1 pseudogene is annotated in these 229 nt (G+C 64.6%); it reads left to right on the top strand.

The features are described 5' to 3' along the window. Positions 1-229 (top strand): annotated as a pseudogene (locus tag ACZ3HH_RS31265) (carboxymuconolactone decarboxylase family protein); the annotation flags it as partial.

Below are 229 nucleotides of genomic sequence, written 5' to 3' on the forward strand. Positions count from 1 at the left end.
GCCACGCCGGCACAAAAGGAAGTCCTGGACGATATCCTGAAGGGCCCGCGCGGCAACCTCGCCGGTCCCTTCCTGTCCTGGATCCACAGTCCCGAACTGGCCCAGCATGCGCAGAAGCTGGGCGCATTCTGCCGCTATCACACGCAGCTGCCCTTGTCCCTGTCGGAACTGGCCATCCTGTGCACCGCCGCCAGGTGGCAAGCCCAGGCCGAATGGCAGATCCACTATC

It is taken from the genome of Pseudomonas sp. PME37.24/025, assembly GCF_055556615.1.